This window comes from Bacillus cereus, assembly GCF_002561295.1.
Classification (GTDB): Bacteria; Bacillota; Bacilli; order Bacillales; family Bacillaceae_G; genus Bacillus_A; species Bacillus_A cereus_S.
The window spans coordinates 38,475-57,657 of the sequence record NZ_NTUG01000030.1 but is presented as its reverse complement, the minus strand read 5'-3'; the positions used below and the strand labels follow the sequence as shown (position 1 = coordinate 57,657).

The window sequence follows — 19,183 nt, the reverse complement described above, 5'->3', positions numbered from 1 at the left end:
GCATTAACGGGCAGTAATACCCCCACCTCAAAATTCGGCGGGAGCACAGAAGTTAGGTGGGAGATAANNTTAAAGTTTCACTTTATTACACACCTTTGTATGCTTGCATATACACTTCTTTCAACTCCGAAATAAGCGGTAATTTGGGGTTTGCTGTTGTACACTGATCTTCAAAAGCTCTCTCTGCTAGCGTACCAACAACCTCTTCGAATACTTCTTGTTCTACACCTTGTCCAGCAATGCTCATATTAATATTTAATTCTTTTCCAAGCGCAATAATCGCCTGGACGAGTGATTCTACTCCTTCTTCCACTGTGCTCGCTGGAAGCCCCAGCATTCTTGCAATATGAGCATAACGTTCATCAGCAACAAAGTGCTCGTATTTTGGGAATAATGCATGTTTTCTCGGTTTAATTGCGTTATAACGAATAACATGTGGCATTAAGATTGCATTGGCACGTCCATGCGGAATATGAAATTCCGGGCCGATTTTATGTGCCAAGCTATGGTTAATGCCAAGAAATGCATTGGCAAACGCCATTCCAGCAATCGCAGAAGCGTTATGCATTTTCTCACGCGCCTCTTCGTCATTGCCATCTTTATATGCTCTCGGTAAATATTTGAATACGAGATCAATCGCTTTTAATGCTAAACCATCTGTATAATCATTTGCCATAATAGACACGTATGCTTCAATTGCATGCGTTAATACATCCATTCCGGTGTCTGCAGTTACATGTGGCGGTACTGTCATAACAAATTGTGGATCGACAATTGCTACATCTGGTGTTAACTCGTAGTCAGCTAACGGGTATTTTATGTTATTCTTTTTATCTGTAATAACTGCAAATGGTGTCACTTCTGAACCTGTGCCTGATGTTGTTGGAATCGCAACAAACTGCGCTTTGTTCCCAAGCTTTGGATATTTACATGTCCGTTTTCTTATATCTAAAAACTTTTGCTTAATCCCAAAGAATGTTGTTTCTGGGTGCTCATAGAAGAGCCACATTCCTTTTGCTGCATCCATTGCCGAACCACCACCAAGGGCGATAATCACATCTGGCTTGAAGCTTCTCATCATTTCGGCACCTTTAAATACCGTTTCATCTGATGGATCTGGTTCTACTTCAAAGAATACTTCTACCTTTACATCATTTGTATGTTTACGTAAATAGTGCGTTACTGTATCGACATAACCATGCTCAACCATTCCAGGGTCCGTTACAATAAATGCGCGTGAAATATTCGGCATATTTGCTAAATATCCTGTCGCATGTTTTTCAAAATAAATTTTAGGTGGTAATTTGAACCATTGCATATTCTTTTTTCTACTTGCAAGTCTTTTTATATTCAATAGGTGTGTTGCCGTTACGTTTTGAGAAACAGAGTTCTTTCCATATGAGCCACATCCAAGTGTAAGCGATGGAATAAACGCATTATATATATCACCAATTCCACCTTGTGATGATGGTGCATTTACAATAAGGCGGCATGCTTTCATACGTAAACCAAATTGTTTTTGTACTTCTTTATTTGTAGAATGAATAACCGCTGAATGCCCTAGGCCACCTAGCTCCAACATTCCTTCACAATATGCAAATCCTTCTTCAAGTGAATTTGCTTTTACACAAGCTAATACTGGACTTAACTTTTCACGAGATAGTGGATAATCCGCACCTACACCTTTAATTTCAGCAACGAGCATTTTTGTATCCTCTGGCACTGTAATTCCGACTAATGCTGCAATATAATACGCTGATTTTCCAACGATATCACTATTAACTACACATGTGTTTTCATTAATAACAAGCTTCTCTAATTTTTTCCGTTCATCTTCTGTTACAAAATAACAATTATTCGCTATCATTTCTTCTTTCACATCACTGTAAATTTCTTTGTCCACAATAATTGCTTGTTCAGAAGCACAAATCATACCGTTATCAAATGTTTTTGATAAAATTAAATCATTAACAGCACGTTTCACATGTGCCGATTTTTCCATATAACAAGGTACGTTTCCTGGTCCGACTCCTAGAGCTGGTTTACCAGTAGAATACGCTGATTTTACCATCCCTGCGCCTCCAGTTGCCAAAACGAGTGCAACACCTTCATGGTTCATTAATTGCTTTGTCGCTTCAACAGAAGGTTTTCCAATCCATTGAATACATCCCTTTGGTGCACCAGCCTTCACTGCTGCATCATATAACGTTTTAGCAGCTGCGACCGAACAGTTTTGTGCTGATGGATGAAACGCGAAAATAATTGGATTTCTTGTTTTTATTGCGATTAACGCTTTAAACATCGTTGTTGAAGTTGGATTCGTGACTGGTGTTACCCCAGCAACTACACCAACCGGTTCTGCAATTTCTATGATTTCTTCATGAGGATCTTCATGAATAATTCCTACCGTTTTGTCTTTTTTCATACTATGCCAAATATATTCAGTGGCAAAAATATTCTTGATGCATTTATCTTCATATACACCGCGCCCTGTTTCTTCAACAGCCATTTTTGCAAGTGGCATATGTTGGTCTACACCCGCAAGTGCCATTTCATGTACAATGTTGTCAATTTGCTCTTGTGTAAAATCCTCTAATGCTTGTAAAGCCTCCTGACCGTTCTTTACTAACGTATCAATCATTTCTGTTACTTCCTGCATTTCATTTACAACCTTCTCTTTGACTACCATGTGAATTCCTCCTATTCTGCTATAGGGTCTATAATTGTCCCTAAGGGTCTAAATAAGTCCCGATTAGCGTAAAAAAATAGAGTTACTTTTCCTACATGAATCCCATTTTTTGTGAAACATTTCACAAGCTTGTGTGTGAAGCATCATTTCTTGATTTCACTATACACGAAATATTTTAAATTGTGTGTGTCTAATTTGTGAATAATTTCATAAATTATATTTTAAAGAAAGGCACTGCCTTAGCAGTGCCTTTCCATTATGCCAATGCTTGCGCTAAGTCTTCAATTAAATCTTCGCCATCTTCAATACCGACAGAAATACGAATTAATGTATCTGTAATTCCTAATTCTCTGCGGCGATCCGCTGGAATGGATGCATGTGTCATTTGAGATGGAATAGAAATTAAACTTTCTACTGCCCCTAAACTTTCTGCTAGTGTAAAGTATTGCAGTTTCTCAAGTACTTTATTTAACGTTTCTTCACTATCTACATCAAATGAAATAATTGCACCATATCCACCAGCTTGTTCTTTTGCTAATGCGTGATTCGGATGAGATGTAAGACCCGGATAATATACTTTATTAATTTTCGGATGATTGTTTAAAAACTCAGCAATTGCGCGTGAATTTGTTTCATGTTCTTCCATACGAATTCCTAAAGTTTTCAAACCGCGAAGCAACAAGAAGCTATCTTGTGGTCCAAGAATACCGCCTGTTGAGTTTTGAACAAAGTGTAGGTCCTCTGCTAATTGCGCATTGTTTACAACGACTAAACCAGCAACAACATCACTATGTCCACCTAAATATTTTGTTGCACTGTGCAGTACAATATCTGCACCTAAAGAAATTGGTGACTGCCAGTATGGCGTCATGAATGTGTTATCAATAATTGTTAGTAAACCTTTCTCTTTTGCAAACGTGGAAATTTGCTTAATATCAGTAATTTTTAATAGTGGGTTTGTTGGTGTTTCTACATAGATTGCTTTCGTATTCGGACGAACTGCTTCTGTGACTTCATCTAGATTTGTTGTATCTACAAATGTATGTTCAATACCGAATCGATTCAATATTTTTGTAATCACACGATATGTTCCGCCGTACACGTCATCTGTTAAAATAACATGATCTCCTTTAGAGAATAGCATAATCGTTGCTGTAATCGCAGCCATCCCTGAACCAAATGCAAATCCTGCATGACCGTTTTCTAATACAGCAATCATTTCTTCTAATGCTGCACGCGTCGGATTTCCTGTACGTGAATATTCGTATCCTTGATGTTTTCCAACTGCTTCTTGCTTGTACGTACTTGTTTGATAAATCGGCACGTTTACAGATCCAGTTGAAGGTTCTCCTATGCGAATACCATGAATTAACTTTGTCTTTGCTCTCATTTTTTATTCCCACCCTTTGTATATATCTTTACTTAAGTAACGTTCACTACTATCTGGAAAAATCGTTACGATATTTGTACCTGGTTTTGCCTTTTCAGCTTCTAATAAACTGGCATGAAATGCTGCTCCTGAAGAACTACCAACAAGAAGTCCCTCTTTCTGCGCTAACTCTTTTACACGTTTAAACGCATTCCGGTCAGAAATCGTATGAATTTCATCAAAATACGACGGTTTTAAAAATGGTGGAATAAATTCTAAACCAATTCCTTCTGTTTCATGTGAACCTGCCTCACCACCATTTAAAATAGAGCCTTCTGGTTCTACAATCACCGTTTTTATTTCACGATTTTGTTCTTTTAAATACGATGCAGTCCCCATAAATGTACCGCCGGTACCTGCACCTGCGACGAATATGTTAATCTCTCCATTTAGCGCTTCCCACAGCTCTGGTCCTAGTGTTTTGAAATAAGCGCGTGGATTTGCTTCATTTGCAAATTGACTTGGAGAGTATGAGTTTGGAATTTCTTTTACTAATTCTTTTGCCTTCGCAATTGCACCTGTCATTCCTTGTGCAGTTGGTGTATGCACTACTGTTGCACCAAGTGCTTTCATTAATTCCTGTTTCTCAACACTGAATTTTTCTGGTACACAAACAATAACGCGTAAATCATGTTCTAGCGCAGCAAGTGCCAGTCCAATTCCAGTATTCCCAGCAGTTGGCTCAATTAGTGTCCCACCTTGTGTTATAAGCCCTTTTGCTAGTGCATCTTCAATCAGTTCTCTTCCTAAGCGATCTTTCACGCTTCCACCTGGATTATAAAATTCAAGCTTTGCAAATAAACGAACGCCCTCTGGAAGTGAAAAACGAGTAATTTCTACAATCGGTGTATGACCGATTAATTCATGAACCCCACGATACACCTTCATCGTGTTCTCCTCCTTATTTGCCAATAAAGAAAAGGCAACTGTATGTATTTTCTTTATATGAGACAGTTGCCTTTTTGTTACATTACTTTAACTCTTCTAGTACTTTTACAATAAAGTTTGTAGAATGAAGAGCTGCTTGATCTAAAAATTGATCAAATGAAACGTTTGACTCTTTACCAGCAATATCAGAAAGTGCACGAATAATTACAAATGGAACTTTATATTGATGGCAAACTTGCGCAACCGCTGCTGCTTCCATTTCTACTGCGTAAAGATTTTCAAATTTATCACGGATTGCTGCAACACGGTTTGGATCGCTCATAAACGAATCACCTGTTGCAATCATTCCTTTTACAACTTGAATATTCTCTTCTGCCTGCATGCATTTTTCTGCTAATGTAACTAATTCTTCGTCAGCTTTAAATCCTGGCGGCATACCTGGCACTTGACCATATTCATAATCAAATGCAGTTACATCTACATCATGATGACGAACTTCTGTTGAGATAACAACATCACCAACATTTAGAGATTGGTGGAATCCACCAGCTGAACCTGTATTAATTACTTTTTCAGGCTTATATCTCTCTAATAAAATTGTCGTTGACATAGCTGCATTCACTTTACCAATACCAGATTTTAACAAGATCACTTCATGTCCTGCTAACATACCCTTCGTAAATTCACAACCTGCAACAGTTTCTGTTTCTGCCTGTTCTAATTTGTCACGTAAAATACGTACTTCTTCTTCCATTGCTCCGATTACAGCAATTCTCAATCTAATCCCTCTTTCTATTGCTTAGTTGCCTCCATTACCCACACAAAATGATTTAATCTCGTAAATGTTACATGGAAGCCATTGTTTTCAAAAATAGATTGCATGATCGGAATACGTGTGTAGTATTCTGTTTGCAAATCGTTGGCTAACTGATGAAAACCTCTTTGTTTTGCAGTTTCAACAGTTTTATCATACGCTTCTTGATCTGCAAATATCGTATCAGCAAACACTATTTTACCACCTTTATGAAGCAATTGACTATACTTCGCAATTGCCACATTTTTTTCATCATCTGTTAGATGATGAAACGCATAGGTGCTTACAATTGTATCAATAGAACCCGGAACATCAAAAGAAAGAAAATCTCCTTCTGTAATTGAAAATCCTTCTGGCAACTTTTGCTTTGCGATTGTACGCATTTCACGTGATGGCTCTATTCCATAAACAGTATGGCCGGCAAGTAGTAACTTATTTGTTAGATTACCAGTACCAACACCAAATTCTAATACATTTCCAAATGATTTCTTTACTACATCCTCTAAAATTTCCTCATAATGGGCGAAAACTTCTTTATATTGTATATCTTCGCCTTGTACGAATGAATCGTACGTATGAGCCCACTCATCAAATAAACCGTTAAATTCTGTACCCATGTGAAATTCCCCTTTTTCTTATCGGTTTTATCAGTATGATATGCTTTCTTTTCAAAAATGTCAATTGAAACGAAAATGGTATTTCCTTCTTTTCTTTGTTACACTTAACTTGATTATATGGAGAGGAGCGTTTTTTGTGTCATTTACATTTGAAATGCTAGAAGACAAAGTAGAATTTTTTGAAGCACCAAACTTAGTTTCCTTAGAAAAGAAAATTAACGAACAAATCGACAATAATAAAGCACTTATGCTTGAAGTTCATCATATTTCTCATCAAATGGTTATGGATCCCGAGAGCAAAAGACCATATTACAGCGCGGTTGTTCATTTCAAACTTAAAAAATTGCGCTAACTAAAAAAGAGAAAGGTTNNAACCTTTCTCTTTTTTAGTTTAGAGTTTGAACAAGCACTGGTTTCCAGCCCTCATTTTCTACCCAATCAATATTTACGTAATATTTTTTACCGGTTTGTTTATCTTGTACATTACCGTATGCTTTTTGCTGACCGTTGTTTCCAATGCGGTGAATAACCAACTGTTCCACTGGAATTTCAATCGCAGTGGAAATTGCTTGTTTCATCTCATTCCAATCTGCTGTCCCTTGTTGAAACGTCATCGCTGGTGTTGCGCCTTGCGTTGTACCAATCGGCTTCCAAGAAGATTTTGTATAAGCATCAGTTGCTTTAGGCTGTGTTTTTTCAGCTGGTACTTTTTCATTCGCTTTCGCTTCTTCCTCAGCTTTTTTCTTCTCCTCTTCAGCCTTTTGCTTCTCTTCTTCCTCTTTTTTCTTTTGCTCTTCTAGTTTTGCTTGCTCTTCTTTATCTTCCTTTTTCTCAGCTTTACTTTCTTTCTTCGTTTCCTGAGATACTTTCTTTTCTTGAGAAGACACTTGCTCTGTTGTATTAGGAACAAATAGTTGATACGCAACAATAGCTACTGCTAGTAATACGATAGCTATTGCGATATTTAAAACACCGTTTTGACGACGTTTTTGTTGTTTCTTTTGAAATCTAGATCCTCCTGCCATTCTTCAAACCTCCATGCAGTTTTTGCTACTTGCTATTGTAACATTAAATCTTAAAAGGTTGAACAACTACAGTAATATTTTCATGAAATGAAAACATTTCATAATAAATTGCAAGATTACTTTTTGTTTTCCAAACGGGAAATCTCTTCTACAAATTCTTTAAAAATCGGTGTTACAGTATTTTCTTTATGATTCGTTTCTAAATCAACAACTACTAGCGCATATCTTGGGTTTTCGTACGGAAAATAACCGGCAAACCAACGATTTACACGATCCTCTTTTCCTGTTTGTGCCGTCCCAGACTTTCCAGCAACCGATAATGGTAATGACTGAAACCCAGCACCTGTTCCATTCTCCATTGTTACTACCTTTCTTAATAATGATTGCACCTGTTTCACTGTATGATAAGAGAGTTGTTGACCTTCCAATTTATGGTCTTTAAAACTGAAAAATTTCGTTCCATTTTTGTAACGTATTTCTTTTACAGCTTTTACTTCCCTCTTTTCACCATTCCTCGCAATCGTCGCCATCATATTCGCCACAGCTAAAGGGGATATTCTTACATCTTTTTGTCCAATCGCGGTTTGCGCAATTGCTTTGTGACTTCTCTTGTTTTCTTCCTCATTCCAAACGATTGCTTTTTTTTCTTCTACTAATTGTTTAAACATAGGTGTATGAAACACTTGCCCTTTCCATCCTACCGCCCTACTTGCTCCTAACGCCTCTAAATACGTTTCTATTGCATCTTTGTCCTTTTGTATTAATTCATTACCAAGCACGGCAAATGTCCTGTTACAGCTCCTAGCAAAGCTCTCTGTAAAGCTTAACTTCCCCATCATAACCTGAGGGGTATTTTCACCATATGGATCTGTATCACAGTTAAACTTACGATTTGGTTGAATCATACCATTATCAATTGCAGCAGCCGCAATAACTGTTTTAAAAACGGAACCAGGAAAATGCGGTATCAGCATTTGGTTTTCCATTCTTTTTTTATATGTATTTTGATTATTCATCTGCAAGGACGGTTTACTCACTATTGCTACAATTTCACTTTCCTTTACATCAAGTAATACTAATCCCCCTTTCTTGATCCCATGTTTCTGCACAAGTTCTTCTGCTTTTTGTTGTAACGACTTTTCTATCGTTGTTTGAATCGTAACGGGATAAAAGGGATTTCCAGGAGATGTATATTTTGCACGTTTTCCAAAAATCGGTTCTCCTTGCCTATCTACTTGATACAATACTTTCGTGTCACCATCGGTCATTAAAAATTCATCAAAGGATTGCTGTAACCCTGAAATACCCACAGGTGTTTGACTCGATATTTTTTGTAGTTTCTCATATCTTTTTTTAAATTCTTTCTCATTTTCCCCAACTACACCGATAAGATGTTCTGCTTCAGATGGTTGCTTCATTCTTACTTCGGTTGCCACTATACCTAACATATCAGCACGATTTACCTTTTCCATCTGTTCTTTCGTTAATTGAAACGGTTTATCACCTCTTTGAAATATAAATGGTTTTCGCTTTTTTTTCATTTGCAGATTTATGTCTTGCCTTGACACACCAATGATATGCGATATTTTCTCTAACATGTCATTTTTTATTTGTAGGAATGGAAAAATAATTAAAACTGGGTATCTTTCTTCTCCAAGATTTTCTCCATTCCGGTCAACAAAATGTCCCCTACCATCATCCACTATGACTGCTTGTGTACGCTGGGTGACACTCTTTTCAATTAAATTTATATGTCTCTTCGTAAATGATTCCGTGGCTATAAGTTGTATTTGTGCTAGCCTGCCAAGTAGTAATAACATAATACATGTAAAACAGAGTAAAATAATCGTAATTCTCCGCTTCATTTTCATCACAACACCTCGTCTTTTCAGTTTAGACGAGGTGTTGTTCCTTTTATACAAAACGTATATATTCCGCATGAACGGAGGAAAAGAAAGAACTCAATAAAAAAAGTTCACCCCTAGGAGTGAACTTTTTTTATTATTTTACAGAGATAATCTCTACTTGCATTTCTCCGCCTGGTGTTTGAATTGCTACTTTTTCACCAATTTGCTTACCTAATAAGCTTTTTGCAATTGGAGAGTCGTTAGAAATTCTTCCTTCAAATGGATCAGCTTCTGCACTACCTACGATTGTGTAAGCTTCTTCATCCCCATCTGGTAATTCTTTAAACGTTACAGTTTTACCTAATGTTACAACTGTAGATTCTTCGCCAGTATCTTCAATGATTACTGCGTTACGAATCATGTTTTCTAGTTGTGTAATACGTCCTTCTACGAATGCTTGTTCATCTTTCGCTGCATCGTACTCTGAGTTCTCAGAAAGATCACCGAAGCTACGTGCGATTTTAATACGCTCTACTACTTCTTTACGTCTTACTGTTTTTAATTGCTCAACTTCATTCTCTAGCTTTTGTTTTCCCTCAAGTGTCATAGGGTATGTTTTTTCTGTTGCCATGTTTTCCACTCCTTTTATATACCAATCCCCCGAAAAAAAGAGGAGTTCAATATGAAAACTCCTCCGCTGTGTTAAATAGCGGAGGTTTCTAGCGTAATCACACACCAGTGGAGTTGTCACACACAACCCCGTTTTTTCCAATTCCTCTTTCTATAAAGAAGATATGTATGGAAATTTCATATAAATATGCCCCCACCTAACATTAGGTGAGGTTGCATGTTTCATTGTATTCGATAAGAAGGGAAAAAATCCCTTCCTATCGTATATCTTTTACTATGCTATTACAAATTCACTTTTTCTTCAAGAATTGTTGCAATTTTTGTAACCATAATATCAATTGCAACGTGGTTTTGTCCACCTTCTGGGATAATAATATCCGCAAATTTCTTAGAAGGCTCAATAAATTGATTATGCATTGGACGTACAACATTTACATATTGCTCAATAACAGAATCCATTGTACGACCACGCTCTTTTATATCACGTTGCATACGACGTAAAATACGAAGGTCAGCGTCTGTATCAACAAACACTTTAATGTCCATTAAATCGCAAAGACGTGGGTCTTCTAAGATGAGAATCCCCTCTAAAATAACTACATCTTTCGGTTCTACTGGAATAGTTTCTTCTGAGCGTGTATGCAATGTATAATCATATACGGGTTTCTCAACCGGCTTATATGCAAGCAACTGATGTAAGTGCTCAATTAATAAGTCATTATCAAACGCTAATGGATGGTCATAATTTGTTTTTAAACGCTCTTCCATTGGCAAATGGCTTTGATCTTTATAATAATAATCTTGCTCCAAAATTAAAATGGAATGACCTTGAAATTGATCAAAAATCGATTTTGTTACACTTGTTTTACCTGATCCTGAACCACCAGCAATTCCAATTACAACCGGCTTATTCGTCCCCATTCGACTACCACTCTTTCTTATTGATGTATGCTTTTTCGCATCATATTATTCACATACACTGGTTGATCCACTTTGAATTTCACGATTTGCAACGGATGTCTCGCCGCATCTAATTCGTTTCCATCCTCATCCCAAATTTTCTCCACCGTTTGTGTAAAGTTTTCTATTTCTGGTCCAAAGAACTCGACTTCATGACCTGGCTTGAAGTGGTTACGTTGTTCGATTGTGACAATGCCCGTTTCTTCATTATAATCTAACACTAAACCAGCAAAATCATACGTTGTTTTCTTACTATGATTCCCGAACATTTGCTCTTTGTATCCTGGCACGCCTTCAAAGAATGCAGGAGCTGTATCACGATTTGCACATTTATCAAGCTCATCTAACCATTCTTGTTTAAACTCAAAGTTATCAGGGTCGGCACAATATGCATCAATTACTTTGCGGTATACAGTTGCTACTGTCGCTACGTAATGAATAGATTTCATGCGTCCTTCAATCTTCAAGCTATCAATTCCAATTTCGATCATTTTCGGAATCGAAAGAATCAAGTTTAAGTCTTTTGGACTCATTGCAAAGTGTGCATCGCCTTCTTGGAATAAAGGAAGTTCTTCTGCTTCTTTATGCTGTGATACTGTTTGAACTAAGTCATAATCCCAGCGACAAGACTGACAACAACCACCACGGTTTGAGTCACGTGCTGTCATATGGTTACTTAATGTACATCTTCCGGAGTATGCGATACACATTGCCCCATGGACAAACGCTTCAATTTCAATATCAACATTTTCTTTAATTTCCTTCATTTCTTCATAGCCGACTTCACGAGCTAATACAAGACGATGTAGACCTTCTTCTTTCCAATACTGCGCTGCTTTCCAGTTAGAAAGAGACTGCTGTGTACTTAAATGTACCTCAACAGAAGGTGCTACACGTTTACATGTCTCAATAATAAGCGGATCTGCAACGATAATACCAGTTACACCTGCTTTTTCAATCCCTCTTAAATAATCTTCTAATCCATCCATGTTTTCATTATGTGCAAAGATATTTGTTGTTACATATATTTTCGCGCCATATTTTTTTGCAAACTCTACACCTTCTGCCATGTCTTCTAGCGTAAAGTTCCCTGCATTTGAACGAAGACCAAATTCTTGTCCACCTAAATATACAGCATCTGCACCATAATGAATAGCTATCTTTAATTTTTCTAAATTACCTGCAGGGATTAACAGTTCAGGTTTTTTCACAATCACGCGTTTTCCATCGATTACTCGTGAAATTTCTTGTACAGTCATATCCTACACCCTCCTCATTTAATAAACCGTTTCTTTAAAGAAGAATCCTGTATCTAACGGACGATTTACTGGTTGTATTTCTTCTATCTCTTTATATAAATCATCTTTCACGTCATAATACGCATCGCGATCTTCTACACATAAATCAATAGCTTTACGATATTTCTTTGTTACCTCGATAATGTATTCAGAGCTTTTTAACACACCGTCAATTTTCAAGCTATCAACTTCAGCATCGATTAATTCATCTAACTCATCAATGAAACAAATATCATTTGGACTCATAATATGAGTACCATTTTCATCCTCATAAATTGGATATTTATTATTACGCTCCGGATCATGTAAGAACATATTCTCTTCATGCTTTTTCTTTTCAATTTCCAGATTACGATCTTGATACTCGAAGTAGTTTCCTACTAATGAACGCTTTGATTGGAACATGCATGTCATACCATGAATTTGTACTTCTACTTCAACTTCAGCGTTTTCTTTTAATTCCACAATTTCATCTAAACTTAATTCACGGGCAAGAACAGCACGTTTTGCACCTTTTCGACCCCAATAGTTACATGTGAACCAGTTTGTTGCTGTCGTTTCTGTATTCCAGTGCATTTGCATGTTTGGTGCTACTTCACGCACAGTCATTAATACTGCTGGATCTCCAAAGACAACGGCATCTACATGCACATCTCGCAGAAATGCAACGTAGTCTTTTAATTCTTCTACTTTGTCGTTATGGAACATAGCGTTCATCGCTACGTATACTTTCATACCATTTTCATGTGCAATGCTCACAGCTTGTGTTACATCATCACGTGAAAATTCCCCTGCTAAACGTAAACCAAATTTTTGTTCACCGATCATTACAGCACTTGCCCCTGCTTTTGCAAGAGGTTCAATATCCGCTACAGCTCTTGGCGTTACTAACAATTCAGGTTTTTTCATACCTTTGTCATCCTCTCTTTTTACTCACGGCTACTCCATCACCAATCGGGAAAATGGTTGTATCATATCCTTCATGATTCATAAGCCATTCATTGTACGTCTTAATACGACGAATCAAACCACGCGTACGTCTATTTTCAATTTTCTCTTTCGTCGTTACAAGTCCGTGATACATAACATTATCTGAAATAATGACACCACCTGGATTTAATAAAGGTTCATATAAATCAAAAAAGCGACGATATTGTCCTTTTGCGGCATCAATAAAAATAACATCAAACGTTCCATGCTCTTTCACTTGTTCACCTGTTTCTAATGCATCACCATAAATAACGGAAATACGTTCTTTTACAGGAGAACACTCTATATATTCAAGTGCTTTTTCATATCGGTCGCTATTGCGTTCCACTGTTACAATTCGCGAATTTGGAATAGCTTGCATCATACGAATACTAGAATAACCGATTGCTGTTCCAAGCTCTAATATACTTGTCGGTCCAATTAAACGTAAAAATTGCAACATAAATTCCATTCCAAGACGATCCATAATTGGCACATGATTTTCACTTGCATACTGTTCCATTTCAAGAATCAGTTCATCTTTTGGATCAATAAATGATAATAGATATTCGTTAACTGCATCCTCCATAAATAGTCCTCCTTATTTACATGGAGAAGTGCCTCTATGACGTGTCAGTCTTTATCTTTTCACACATAGAATGCAATAAAAATACAAGCCAGCTTCACCCTTAGCTTGTACGTCCCGTTTTGATATTAAAAACGATTCTTCTGCCAGTTTTTAACCCGATATATTTTATCATAAAAAAGAGGGATATGCGACCCTTTTCGCTCTCCCTCCTATTTTCATTTCTTTTGTGTAATATATTTTTGCTTTAATGCATTATGCTCTTCTAACGTTTTCGCATAATATACTTCACCGCTTGGCGCTGCTAAGAAGTAATAATAATCTGTTTGCGCTGGTTCTAACGCCGCTTGTACAGAATGCTTACTAGAGTTAGCAATCGGACCAACAGGTAATCCTTTTACAACATACGTATTATAAGGTGAATTCACCTTTAAATCCTCATACAATACACGTTGTTTATGCTTTCCAAGTGCATATAATACTGTCGGATCTGTTTGAAGTGGCATTCCCTTAGCTAAACGATTGTAAAAGACACTAGAAATTTTTTGACGATCTGTAAAACCTGTAGCCTCTTCTTCAATAAGTGAAGATAATGTTAAAAGCTGGTGAACATCCCAGTTCTTCGCTTTCATTTTCGCCTCGTTTTGAACAATGATTGCATTCGTTTTTTCAAGCATTTGCATTACAATTTCTTCTAAAGTTGTATCTTTTTTGTAGAAAGAATATGTTGCCGGATATAAATAACCTTCTAATGGATATTTAATGTTGGCATCAAAAATTTTGTCTGTTAATAATTTCGGATACTTCTGCTGCATCTTTTGAATAAATGCTTTATCGTTTAATTGACGCACGATATCATCTTTATTCCATTTTAGTTCTTTCGCAATGATATCGGCAATTTCAACAACTTGTGCACCTTCTTTAATCGTCATTTTATAGGCAACTGGACGATGTACGTTACCAGATGACAGTTGTTCCATTACGTCGTCCACATTCATTGAAGGGTTCAATAAGTATGTACCAGCTTGTAAATTTTTAGATTTTACTTTTGCATAAAAGCTAAATATTGTGCCGTTTTTAATCGCGCCTTTTTCTTCTAAAATCTCTCCAATTTTACTTGTAGATGAACCTTTTGGAATCTCTACTTCAACCTCTTTTTTATTTCCGCTATCAACTGGTCCTAACGCCGATGAAATATACGCATAGACTGACCCGCAGACTACGAGTAACGCAATAATCGCAATTAGAAAAACGCGTCTACGCTTCTTCTTCACTTGATTCTCTATCAAAATTCTTCCTCCTTATTCCATTGTAGACCATATGTACTCCCTCTATACAATGCCCTACAAACCTAAAGCAAAACTCATTCATTTGCAGATAGTTTTTTTATTTTATACAATCCGTCTCATTATACTATAAACAATTATGTAGTTTCGACAAAAAATCTGTCATTTTTCACGAGAATACAAAAAAAGATGGACTGTATGTACAGCCCATCTTTTTCACATAAATTACTCTGCGCCCTCTTCTTCTTCAGCAAGTGTGTTAAACATTTCTTGTACCATTTCCCACTCTTCTTCAGATTCGATTGGAAGTAATGTTCCACCTGACTCTTCTTCGTTTTGTTCGAAAGCCATCGCATCATAAATTTGATCGCCATCTTCGTCAACCTCACCGACTGGAGAGAAGACTACATAAGATTTTTTGCCAAATTTTTCAGCATCAAAAGTGAAAATAATTTCACATAAATGTTCATTTCCTTTTTCGTCTACAATTGTAATTTGATTTTCTTCCATTTTGGTCACCTCTTATTTACTGTCTAAATATCCTTGTAAAATCACGACTGCAGCCATCTTATCGATAACTTGCTTTCGCTTCTTCCGGCTCACATCAGCCGAAATAAGAAGACGTTCTGCTGCCATTGTTGACAGACGCTCGTCCCATAGTATCACTTCTAGTTGCAGAAGTTCACGCAAGCTTTCAGCATATTGCTGACACGCTTCACCACGCGGACCGATTGTACCATTCATGTTTTTCGGCAATCCTACTACTATCTTGTCCACATTATACTGTTTTACTAACTCAGAAACCCGATCAAAGCCAAAGATTTCTCGTTCTTCATTGATCTTAATTGTTTCTAAGCCTTGTGCTGTCCAGCCCATTTCATCGCTAATCGCAACGCCGACTGTTTTTGTTCCAACATCTAAACCTAATATCCGCATAAACTACTCCTCACGATGTTGTTTCAAATAAGACTTCACAAGTTCTTCAATTAGTTCATCACGTTCTAACTTGCGAATAATGCTTCGTGCATCTTTATGACGTGGTATGTATGCTGGGTCTCCACTTAATAAATAACCGACAATTTGGTTAATCGGATTGTAACCTTTTTCTTGAAGTGCATCATACACAGTTAAAAGTACATCATTTACATGGACACTCTGTTTTTCATCTTGAAAGTTAAATTTCATTGTTTTATCAAAACCGTCCATTTTAAGCACCTCACTTATAGGTAGTAGGTATAGGGAGAAGTATTTCTCCTCTCCCTACTATTGTACACTACTCTCTCTTTATTTTGAAACAGATTTAACGTACTCTTCTACAAATGATAAAGCTTCTTCAACTTGCGCTGGATTTTTACCACCTGCTTGAGCCATATCAGGACGGCCACCACCGCCACCGCCGCAGCGAGAAGCAACTTCTTTCACAAGTTTACCTGCATGGTAACCTTGACTAATTAAATCTTTCGTTACACCTGCTAGAATATTTACTTTATCATCATTTACAGCTGCTAATACAACAACCGCAGACTCAAGTTTATTCTTTAAGTCATCCATCATTGTACGCAGGTTATTCATATCTGCAACATTTACTTTTGTTGCTAATACATTTACTCCGTCCACTGTCACAACTGAATCTGTTAAGTTTCCAGCTTCGATATTGCTTAACTTCGCAGCAAGAGATTCATTCTCTTTTTGAAGTTGTTTCACCTCAGCAAACAGACCATCTACTCTTGTTAAAATATCTTTCGGATTTGTTTTCATTTTGCCTGCAGCTTCTTTTAATAGACCTACTTGGTCGTTCATTAATTCGTATGCAGATTTACCTGTCACTGCCTCAATACGACGTGTTCCTGCTCCAATACCAGACTCAGCAACGATTTTGAAAATACCGATAGATGCTGTGTTATCAACGTGACAACCGCCGCAAAGCTCTAAGCTATAATCGCCTACTTGAACAACTCGTACAACATCTCCGTATTTTTCACCGAATAATGCCATTGCACCCATTTCTTTTGCTTCTTCAATCGCTTTTTGAGAAATCTCAACATCAATACTTTCCCAAATTTTTTCGTTTACAATACGCTCAATTTTTTCTAATTCGTCAGCTTGTACTTGACCGAAGTGAGAGAAGTCAAAGCGTAAACGTTCTGATGTTACAAGAGAACCAGCTTGGTTAACGTGTGTTCCAAGCACATCTTTTAATGCTTGATGAAGTAAGTGAGTCGCTGTATGGTTTTTCACAACACTGCTACGATTTTTCGTATCAATAATAGCTTTTACAGCTGCTTCTTTTGTTAACGTTCCTTCCTCCACAACTACTTTGTGTAAGTTTTGACCATTTGGTGCTTTTTGTACGTCTTTTACAAGAACTTTCACACCGTCAGCAAGTAAGTAACCACGGTCTGCGATTTGCCCACCGCTCTCAGCATAGAATGGTGTTACATCAAGCATTAAGTGCCCTTCTTCGCCTGCTTGTAAGCCATCTGTGTACTCGCCATTCTTCACAAGTGCAACAACATTACTTTCTGTCGCAACTGTACCGTAACCAACGAACTCGCTCGCTACTTTAATTTCTCCAAGTACGCCGCCTTGAACTTGCATAGAATCAACGTCTTGACGAGCAGCACGTGCACGTTCACGTTGTTTTTCCATCTCCGCTTCAAAACCTGCATGATCAACTGTCATACCAGCTTCTTCTGCATATTCTTCTGTTAATTCAATCGGGAATCCGTATGTGTCATATAGACGGAACGCATCTACTCCAGAAATAACAGTTGTTTTTTCTTCTTTCGCTTTTGCAATAACCTCTGCTAAAATTGCTTCTCCATCATGAAGTGTTTCATGGAAACGCTCTTCTTCATTTTTCACAACTTTTGCAATGAAGTCTTTCTTTTCAAGAACTTCTGGGTAGAAATCTTTCATTACTTCGCCAACAACTGGTACTAATTCAAACATGAATGGACGGTTAATATTTAATTTCTTTGCATAACGTACAGCGCGGCGTAATAAGCGACGCAATACATAACCGCGGCCTTCATTCGAAGGAAGAGCACCATCACCTACAGCGAATGTTACTGTACGGATATGGTCAGCAATTACTTTAAACGCCATATCTTTTTCTACATCGCCATTACGATATTTCTCACCAGAGATTGATTCTGTTGCACCAATCATTGGCATAAATAGGTCTGTATCAAAGTTTGTAGGTACATCTTGAACGATAGATGTCATACGCTCTAGACCCATCCCTGTATCGATGTTTTTCTTTGGAAGTGGCGTATATGAGCCATCTGGATTATGATTAAATTGAGAGAATACAAGGTTCCATACTTCTAAATAACGCTCATTTTCTCCACCTGGATATAATTCTGGGTCACTAAAATCGTTTCCGTAAGCTTCACCACGATCATAGAAGATCTCTGTGTTCGGTCCACTTGGTCCTTCCCCGATATCCCAGAAGTTTTCTTCTAAACGAATAATGCGCTCTTTCGGAACACCCATTTTCTCATTCCAAATTGTAAATGCTTCATCATCTTCTGGATGGATTGTAACAGATAGTAATTCTTTATCGAACCCAATCCATTTGTCGCTCGTTAAAAATTCCCAAGCCCAAGTAATCGCTTCTTCTTTGAAATAGTCACCAATTGAGAAGTTTCCTAACATTTCAAAGAACGTATGATGACGAGCTGTTTTCCCAACGTTTTCAATATCATTTGTACGAATTGATTTTTGTGCATTTGTAATACGTGGATTTTGCGGGATTACACGCCCATCAAAGTATTTCTTTAATGTTGCTACACCACTGTTGATCCATAAAAGAGATGGATCCTCATGCGGAACTAATGATGCACTTGGTTCAATTGCATGCCCTTTTTCCTCGAAAAAGTCTAAAAACATTTGACGAATTTGTGCGCCTGTTAATTGTTTCATCTATATTTCCTCCTTTAAGAAATTCCATAAAAACAAAAAACTCCCGTCCCTATAAAAGGGACGAGAGTTAACTCGCGATACCACCCTAATTATGAACCGATCTTTATAATCTCGATTCATCACCTCATGGTGCCGTAACGTGGCAAGACGGCAGGGATTAGCTGCTCTCAGGATTAGCGTTCTGTCACCCTTCATTTAAAACTTCTTTCAGCCTTTGG

Annotated in this window: 18 protein-coding genes and 1 other annotated feature (1 of these 19 running past the window's edge); of the genes, 1 reads left to right on the top strand and 17 read right to left on the bottom strand. The window is 37.4% G+C overall.

The window, feature by feature from the left end; genetic code table 11:
* Positions 1-85 precede the first annotated feature (85 nt).
* The 5 genes from adhE to CN373_RS16725 all read right to left on the bottom strand — a co-directional run bounded on the left by adhE (position 86) and on the right by CN373_RS16725 (position 6,437).
* Positions 86-2,689, bottom strand: a complete 2,604-nt coding sequence (gene adhE / locus CN373_RS16745) for a bifunctional acetaldehyde-CoA/alcohol dehydrogenase (RefSeq protein ID WP_098359755.1) — start codon at positions 2,687-2,689, stop codon at positions 86-88.
* Positions 2,690-2,945: 256 nt separating this feature from the next.
* Positions 2,946-4,079 (bottom strand): bifunctional cystathionine gamma-lyase/homocysteine desulfhydrase, encoded by a 1,134-nt coding sequence (locus tag CN373_RS16740; RefSeq protein ID WP_001201898.1) that lies wholly within the window; start codon positions 4,077-4,079, stop codon positions 2,946-2,948.
* A gap of 3 nt (positions 4,080-4,082) precedes the next feature.
* The gene (locus tag CN373_RS16735; RefSeq protein ID WP_000870450.1) at positions 4,083-5,006 is read right to left on the bottom strand and encodes an O-acetylserine dependent cystathionine beta-synthase; all 924 of its coding nucleotides are present in this window, start codon (positions 5,004-5,006) and stop codon (positions 4,083-4,085) included.
* 82 nt (positions 5,007-5,088) lie between these two features.
* Positions 5,089-5,784 carry a 5'-methylthioadenosine/S-adenosylhomocysteine nucleosidase gene (mtnN, locus tag CN373_RS16730; RefSeq protein ID WP_001217035.1) on the bottom strand — a complete coding sequence of 232 codons (696 nt, stop codon included), beginning with the start codon at positions 5,782-5,784 and terminating at the stop codon, positions 5,089-5,091.
* Between the two features lie 14 nt (positions 5,785-5,798).
* Complete coding sequence (locus CN373_RS16725; RefSeq protein ID WP_000536330.1) at positions 5,799-6,437, bottom strand: class I SAM-dependent methyltransferase; 639 nt, start codon at positions 6,435-6,437, stop codon at positions 5,799-5,801.
* Between the two features lie 136 nt (positions 6,438-6,573).
* On the opposite strand from CN373_RS16725, the gene CN373_RS16720 reads away from it, so the two are divergent.
* Positions 6,574-6,789, top strand: a complete 216-nt coding sequence (locus CN373_RS16720; RefSeq protein ID WP_000010988.1) for a YrzA family protein — start codon at positions 6,574-6,576, stop codon at positions 6,787-6,789.
* 34 nt (positions 6,790-6,823) lie between these two features.
* Here the strand turns inward: CN373_RS16720 and CN373_RS16715 are convergent, their stop codons facing one another.
* From CN373_RS16715 to alaS, 12 genes are all read right to left on the bottom strand, one after another.
* The gene (locus CN373_RS16715) at positions 6,824-7,462 is read right to left on the bottom strand and encodes a YrrS family protein (protein ID WP_000897085.1); all 639 of its coding nucleotides are present in this window, start codon (positions 7,460-7,462) and stop codon (positions 6,824-6,826) included.
* A 116-nt stretch (positions 7,463-7,578) separates the two neighbouring features.
* Positions 7,579-9,333 (bottom strand): peptidoglycan D,D-transpeptidase FtsI family protein, encoded by a 1,755-nt coding sequence (locus CN373_RS16710; protein WP_098359754.1) that lies wholly within the window; start codon positions 9,331-9,333, stop codon positions 7,579-7,581.
* Positions 9,334-9,463: 130 nt separating this feature from the next.
* A complete protein-coding gene (gene greA / locus CN373_RS16705; RefSeq protein WP_000179962.1) occupies positions 9,464-9,940 on the bottom strand; it encodes a transcription elongation factor GreA in 477 nt (158 codons plus the stop codon).
* Between the two features lie 281 nt (positions 9,941-10,221).
* Complete coding sequence (gene udk, locus CN373_RS16700; RefSeq protein WP_098359753.1) at positions 10,222-10,860, bottom strand: uridine kinase; 639 nt, start codon at positions 10,858-10,860, stop codon at positions 10,222-10,224.
* Between the two features lie 17 nt (positions 10,861-10,877).
* Positions 10,878-12,158: a peptidase U32 family protein gene (locus CN373_RS16695; RefSeq protein WP_000217959.1), complete on the bottom strand. Its 1,281-nt coding sequence runs from the start codon at positions 12,156-12,158 to the stop codon at positions 10,878-10,880.
* Positions 12,159-12,176: 18 nt separating this feature from the next.
* A complete protein-coding gene (locus CN373_RS16690) occupies positions 12,177-13,106 on the bottom strand; it encodes a peptidase U32 family protein (RefSeq protein ID WP_098359752.1) in 930 nt (309 codons plus the stop codon).
* Between the two features lie 7 nt (positions 13,107-13,113).
* Positions 13,114-13,755: an O-methyltransferase gene (locus CN373_RS16685; RefSeq protein ID WP_000389086.1), complete on the bottom strand. Its 642-nt coding sequence runs from the start codon at positions 13,753-13,755 to the stop codon at positions 13,114-13,116.
* Positions 13,756-13,970: 215 nt separating this feature from the next.
* Entirely contained in the window at positions 13,971-15,041 is a 1,071-nt protein-coding gene (gene mltG, locus CN373_RS16680) for an endolytic transglycosylase MltG (RefSeq protein WP_098359751.1), read from the bottom strand.
* Between the two features lie 222 nt (positions 15,042-15,263).
* On the bottom strand, positions 15,264-15,548 hold the full coding sequence (locus tag CN373_RS16675) for a DUF1292 domain-containing protein (RefSeq protein ID WP_098359750.1): 285 nt from the start codon (positions 15,546-15,548) through the stop codon (positions 15,264-15,266).
* Positions 15,549-15,560: 12 nt separating this feature from the next.
* Positions 15,561-15,974, bottom strand: coding sequence for a Holliday junction resolvase RuvX (ruvX, locus tag CN373_RS16670; RefSeq protein WP_017150706.1), 414 nt, complete (start codon positions 15,972-15,974; stop codon positions 15,561-15,563).
* Positions 15,975-15,977: 3 nt separating this feature from the next.
* On the bottom strand, positions 15,978-16,244 hold the full coding sequence (locus tag CN373_RS16665; protein WP_000348589.1) for an IreB family regulatory phosphoprotein: 267 nt from the start codon (positions 16,242-16,244) through the stop codon (positions 15,978-15,980).
* Positions 16,245-16,322: 78 nt separating this feature from the next.
* A complete protein-coding gene (gene alaS / locus CN373_RS16660) occupies positions 16,323-18,965 on the bottom strand; it encodes an alanine--tRNA ligase (protein WP_098359749.1) in 2,643 nt (880 codons plus the stop codon).
* 53 nt (positions 18,966-19,018) lie between these two features.
* Positions 19,019-19,183: a binding site (T-box leader), on the bottom strand (it continues 53 nt past the right edge of the window).